This window comes from Clostridium sp. KLE 1755, from assembly GCF_000466465.2.
Taxonomy (GTDB): domain Bacteria; phylum Bacillota; class Clostridia; order Lachnospirales; family Lachnospiraceae; genus Eisenbergiella; species Eisenbergiella porci.
In genome coordinates, this window is the sequence record NZ_KE992782.1 from 70,844 (window position 1) to 77,314 (window position 6,471).

At 49.7% G+C, this 6,471-nt stretch carries 3 protein-coding genes; all 3 read left to right on the forward strand.

Going from position 1 to position 6,471, the window contains the following annotated elements:
- Nucleotides 1-61 precede the first annotated feature (61 nt).
- Nucleotides 62-2,281 carry a helix-turn-helix domain-containing protein gene (locus tag HMPREF1548_RS28045; RefSeq protein ID WP_035324373.1) on the forward strand — a complete coding sequence of 740 codons (2,220 nt, stop codon included), beginning with the start codon at nucleotides 62-64 and terminating at the stop codon, nucleotides 2,279-2,281.
- Nucleotides 2,282-2,342: 61 nt separating this feature from the next.
- Nucleotides 2,343-3,536, forward strand: coding sequence for a serine hydrolase domain-containing protein (locus HMPREF1548_RS28050; protein WP_021640274.1), 1,194 nt, complete (start codon nucleotides 2,343-2,345; stop codon nucleotides 3,534-3,536).
- Between the two features lie 36 nt (nucleotides 3,537-3,572).
- A partial coding sequence (locus HMPREF1548_RS28055; RefSeq protein WP_021640275.1) for an alpha-mannosidase occupies nucleotides 3,573-6,471 on the forward strand: 2,899 nt, incomplete at its 3' end.

Genomic DNA, 6,471 nt, shown 5'->3' on the forward strand with positions numbered 1-6,471 from the left:
AGAGCGATATTGTCTGACTTATACAGCAGGCTGATTCCACAAAACTAATGAGGGTGGTTGCATGGATAAAATAAGAAAGCGCTTTGAAAAGATCAATTATTACACGTTGCTGAAATATTTTTTGTCCTATTTTTTTCTGCTCAGTTTTCTTCTGCTGTGTTTTTTTATTGCATTCCGGAAACAGCTGCGGACGGCGTATTCCACAGCAAGGGACAACAGTATTCAGGAAAAGCTTGTTCTGTTCCAGCAGAGCTTTAATAATGATCTCGACCACGTTTTTAATATCCATTATAACCTGTGCAATAACACGAATCTGAAAATGCTGAGGCATTCCTTTGATTCTTCCTGGTACAGTTCCCTGGGAATTACAGATATGCGTGAGTTTGCCAGTGCGAATCCGCTGGTATCGGATATTATTTATATCCAGAAAAACGGAGGAAAAGTCCTTGCCTGCAAAAATTATATTTACAAATCCAATGATGAATACTATTTTTCAATCAATCATAAGGCACTGAAAATCCCGGTGGGTAAGTATGGCCACGATAATAAAAATACCATGGTCTATATCAAAAACCAGGAGCTGTCCCTGCTGCTGCTATTTCCCAATGTGGCAAGCAGTAAATACGAGCTGTTTTATGTAATTGACTCCGACGAGATCATTGCCAGGCTTAACAATATGCTGTCAGAGGAAATTTCGGGTGTGTATCTGACGGATTCTGAAAATAACATTATTTCAGCATCAGGTGATTACAGCGTGCCGCCGGTTTACAGGCTGACGGACTCCTACGGACTTCAGAAAAACGATGAAGGGGATGAAATCATCTATACCGTTCCGCTGCATACCAATCTGTTCTTAACGGTATGTTTTTCCAAGGATGTGCTGCTTCAGTATGCCAGCAAGGCATTTATTAATATGTATATGGTTTTTGCAGCTATCGGCTGTACTGGTTTTCTGCTGATTCTGTTTGGCATGAGACTTACCTATTCGCCGCTGCACCGGTTGAGTAAAAAGTTTGCAGACAGGGCAGGCGATAATAAGGGCCTGGAATCCCAGCTGGATTTTGCCCTGTCCTCAGCGCTTCAGGAGCAGAGGAAGCTGCAGGAAAAGATAGAGAAATACCATAGTATAATGAAGGAGTCGGTTCTTGATACAATTGTTAATGAAAATGGGGAAGAGATTACGGCGGAGAATATGGACAGACTTTTTAACGGAGAGCCGGGCAGTCTGATGTTTGTGATTAAAATATCCGCTCCGGCGGATGGGGAAGGAATGGCGTGGGTAACCAAAAGTTTCCGGGATTTCTTCCTTGGAACCTTTCCAAATAATGATTCCTTCTGTATACGGCTGGAAATCACGCCGAAATACTGTTCCTATCTGATCTATTACGGAGGCCAGGACCAGGATAAGTATAATGTTATAAAGTATCTGCTGCATGATTTTTATAAGGAATACGGCTGCAGGATAGCATTGAGCAACGGCTCGTCCTCCCCTCTGGATATTCCCAATCTGTACGCGAATGCAATGCAGGCGGGAAATTACTGGGATTCCCATCCGATAGCATTTTATGATGAGATGGACATTCCTAAGGACAGCGCTTATACCTATCCTTATCAGGAGCTGAGCAGCTTTGCTTCCCTTTTGCAGCAGCTGAAATTTGAGGAAGCGAAAAAAGCCATCCGCAGCTTTTTCCAGACGCTGGATCAGACGGATTTTCCCGCCTTTTATTCCAGGAGTGTGCTGACAGAGGTGCTGACCACGATCATAACCAATATGAACCAGCAAAACATTAAATTCAGCGCTTACAACAACATATACTTCGAAACGCTTTATTTTATCAGAAGCTTTTCCTATGAACAGAAGAGCAATGACATATATGATCACTTTATTATGCTGCTTTCCCTGTTTGAGGATGAACTGTCTAATCTCACAATAAAAAGCGGGGAGCTGCAGGATTTCATAAATCAATCCTACACATCAAAGGATCTGACGATTGCAATGCTGGCTGAAAAGTTTCATGTGAGCATTGCCTATATGAGTTATTTGTTTAAAAAGTATTTTAATGAATATTTTTCGGATTATCTTTGGAAGCTGCGTGTGGCAAAGGCGAAGGAGCTGCTGCGGGGCACATCAAAGCCGATGGAGGAAATCTGTATTGCTGTGGGGTATGAGAATGTTTCCAGCTTCCGGAGAAAATTTAAAAAGGAGCTGGGAATTACCCCTTCCCAGTACAGAAATGGTACGGAGCCGGTAACAGAGAAAAGCCGGGGTGAAAGTCAGTAAATTATGAAACGTCTTTCAAATTTTCTTTAAACTATTTAGTAATGCATTTGGGAGTAAAAATATGGTAGAATTAGCTGAAGAGTGGCGCAGTATAGTCAAAGGGGCGGTACAGCGCGGCGAGGTGGGGGGCGTAAGCCTGCTTCTTATAAAGGATGGAAAGGAAATCTGCTGGCTTGGCGAGGGGTATGCCGACAGGGAAAATAAAAGGGAAATCAAAAGAGATACCATTTTCCGGCTGTATTCCATGACAAAGCCGGTTACGGCTGTGGCTGCCATGATACTTGCAGAGGACGGAGCTTTTGATCTGAAGCAGCCTGTGGGGGATTTCCTGCCTGCATTCCGGGATTCTCAGGTCTGGTGCGACGATCATAGGGAACCGGCCGACAGGCCGATCCTGATAGAGGATCTTCTGATGATGACCTCCGGGTTAACCTATGGCGACAATGACACGGTTCCGGAGCTGGCGGCCAGGAAGCTATTGAGCGAGGTGGAGGAAGGCCTGAAGGACGAAAGGCCCATGACCACCCTGGAATTTGCGGAGCGCGCCGGCAGGATCCCGCTGCTGTTCCAGCCCGGGGCCTCCTGGAAATATGGGATTTCCGCGGATATTCTGGGAGCGGTCATTGAAAAGGCGGCGCATAAGACCTTCGGCGAGTTTCTGGAGGAACGGATTTTCACCCCTCTGGGAATGAAGGATACGGGCTTTTATGTTCCGGAGGAAAAGAGGGACCGGCTGGCAAAGGCCTATATAAGAGATGAGGAAAACAGGCTTGTGCAGTATGAAGGCAGTTTCCTTGGAATACGCAACCGTATGGACAGAAAGGCCGCCTATGAATCCGGCGGCGCCGGCCTGGTATCCACCATAGAAGATTATTCCGTATTTGCGCGGATGCTTCTGGATCGGGGAAGCTTCGGCAAAACCAGGATTCTGAAGCCGGAAGCGGTGGATCGTATGCTGAATGCCGGATTGAACGACAGACAGCAGGCGGCCTTTGATGGCTGGTTTGGGCAGAAGGGCTATCGTTACGGATGCCTGATGCGCGTACTGCAGGATCCGGCGGCGGCTGTTTCACCTGGGCTGAAGGGGGAATACTGCTGGGACGGCTGGCTTGGCTGCAGCTTTTTTAACTATCCCCGGGAGAATATGACCCTGCTGGTGATGCAGCAGCAGTTAAACGGAGGGGATGTAGTTACCGGCGTAAAGAAAGCGCTTGTACGCCGGATGGAAGGAAGGGAAAGGGGACAGGAGGGCTGAAGAGCCGCGCCTGTTTATTAAAGGAGGAGAAAAGCTATGTTTTTCAATGAGGAGAAATTCAGACAGCGCGCCGCAGAGCTGGAAGGCCGCAGATGGGCGCAGAAGAGCAGTGTGGAATGGTTCTACACAAAGGAGGGCGGACTTGGCGCGGATGAGGTATACACCAGCTGCCCGGAAGCCTTTGAAGGCGATAAAATCAGTCTGGGAGAGGAATTCGTAGGCCGGGACCGTTATATCTGGCTGCAGAGGGAGGTTGCCATACCTGTTTCGAAGCCTGGCTGCAAGGTTATGGGTTACTTTAATTTCGGAAGAACGGGAGGCGGCGGAAACAGCGGGTTTGAGTCTCTGCTGTACATAAACGGCCATCCTTATCAGGGGGTGGATACGAATCACAGGGAAGTGGTGCTCACTCCTTTTGCGGGCCAGACGGTCCTGATGACGTTCCTGGTGTGGTCAGGCCTGGAGGGCGGCGGCCCTGTACGGCTTCAGTATCACAGGATTGCGGAGGCGCAAATCGGTTGTCTGGATGAAAAACTGGATGAGCTTTATTACCTGTTGTCCGCAGCGGCCGAAAGCCTGGCCTATCTGCCGGAGGACAGCACGGATCGGACGGAGCTTGTGAAAGCGCTTGACAGAACGCTTTCCATTCTGGACTGGGATGCGGACAGGCTGCCGGAAACCGGAAAGGAAGCTCTTGCATTTTTCAGCGCAGCGCTGGATGGAATGCCCAAAAACAGCGCGGTAACGGTTTATGCCACGGGTCATACCCATATTGACGTATCATGGCTGTGGCGGCTGAAGCACACCCGTGAAAAAGCCCAGCGTTCCTTTGCCACAGTGCTTAGGCTGATGGAGGAATACCCGGAATATCATTTCCTGCAGACCCAGCCCCAATTATATAAATTTTTGAAAAAAGACAGTCCCGAAATTTACGAAGGAATCAAACAGCGAGTGCAGGAAGGACGCTGGGAGGCGGATGGCGGCATGTGGCTGGAGGCGGACTGTAATGTGACCTCCGGCGAGAGCCTTGCGCGTCAATTTTTATATGGTATCCGTTTTATTGAGGAGGAGTTCGGGAAAAAATGCCGGTTCCTCTGGCTGCCGGATGTGTTCGGCTACAGCTGGGCGCTGCCTCAGATCATGAAGCTTTGCGGCCTGGATACCTTTATGACCACGAAAATCAGCTGGAACCAGTTCAACACCGTTCCCAACGACCTGTTCCGCTGGCGCGGCATTGACGGGACGGAAATGCTGACCTATTTCATCGATGTGCCCGCTCCCGGCATGTCGGTAACGGGGAGAGGTTCTACCTATAACGGGGAGATTACACCGGAAACGATTATGGGAACCTGGCGGAAGTTCAAGAATAAGGAATTAAGCCACGAAGTGCTGATTTCCTACGGACACGGGGACGGAGGCGGCGGCACCACCAGGGGCATGATTGAAAACATCCGGGCCATTAACCGTATTCCCGGCATGCCTCGGATCAAAACGGCCAACGCCCAGGAATTTTTTGAAAAAATCCATGAGAATGTGGAAAATACGGATCGCTATGTGCCCCTTTGGGATGGAGAGCTTTACCTGGAATATCATCGGGGTACCTATACCTCCCAGGCGAGGAACAAACGTAACAACCGCAAGCTGGAAAACGCCCTGGGTCAGCTGGAATGGCTGTCGGTGCTTTCCCGCCTGGCGGGTGGAGCTTACCCGGCGCAGCGGATTCATGACTGCTGGGAAACCGTCCTGCGGGATCAGTTCCATGATATTATTCCCGGATCTTCCATCCATGAGGTTTATGAGGATACCCGGAAGGAATATGAAGCGTTGTGGCGCGAAGTGGACGCTATGGAAAAGGAAGCGTTTGAAGCCTTATGCGAAGATGGGGATGGCAGCGGCCATGGCAGTTACAGGGATGAAAGCAGTCGCAATAATGGCAGTTACAGCCATAACAGCTACAGCCTGCTGCGGTTTGCGGACACCGATTGTGGGGAAGCGGTGCTGATACCGGAAAGCAGGGACGGCTCCTTCACGGACGAGGAGGGAAAATGCCTGCCGGCCCAGAAGGTTTCCGACGGCTGGCTGGTGGAGGCCGGGGTGAAGCCGCTTGGTCTTACTGAGGTTCATTTTACGGAAGAAAAGCAGCCGGAAACGGACAGCCCCTTTGCCCTGGATTTGGAAGGCCGCTGCCTGGATACCCCTTTTTACAGTATTAAGTGGGATGAGAGCGGCGCGTTTACCAGCCTGTGGGATAAGGAAAATGGGAGACAGGTTTTAAAGGGCAGGGGAAATGTGCTTCGTATTTACGAAGATAAGCCCATGAATTATGACGCATGGGATATTGATATTTTCTATGGACAAAAATTCGAGGATATTCCGGCCTGCGAGATCCGCTGTACGGAGGATGGGCCGCTGCGCATGAAAATCAGTTTTGTTTACCGTTACCGCGCTTCATTGATCGAGCAGGAGCTTATGGTATATTCCGGCAACAGACGGATTGATTTTGCAACCAAGGCCGACTGGCATGAGGATCACCGGCTGTTAAAAACATTATTTGAGGTGGACATCCGCTCCACAAAGGCTTCCTATGATATCCAGTTCGGCTTTGTGGAACGTCCTACGCACTGGAATACCAGCTGGGATTGGGCAAGGTTTGAGGTATGCGGCCATAAATGGGCGGATCTGTCGGAAGCGGATTACGGCGTCAGCCTGCTCAATGACTGCAAGTACGGCTATGGAATCCGGGACAACGTCATGGGCCTTTCTCTGCTGAAGAGCGCAAAATCCCCGGATACGGAGGCAGATATGGGCGAGCATTTCTTCACCTATGCGCTGCTGCCTCATAAAGGCAGTCTGGGAAAGGAGACTATCGCCCAGGGCATTCTGCTGAACCAGCCCGCATTGTGTGTTCCGGGAGCCGTAAAAAAACAGGCGGGGG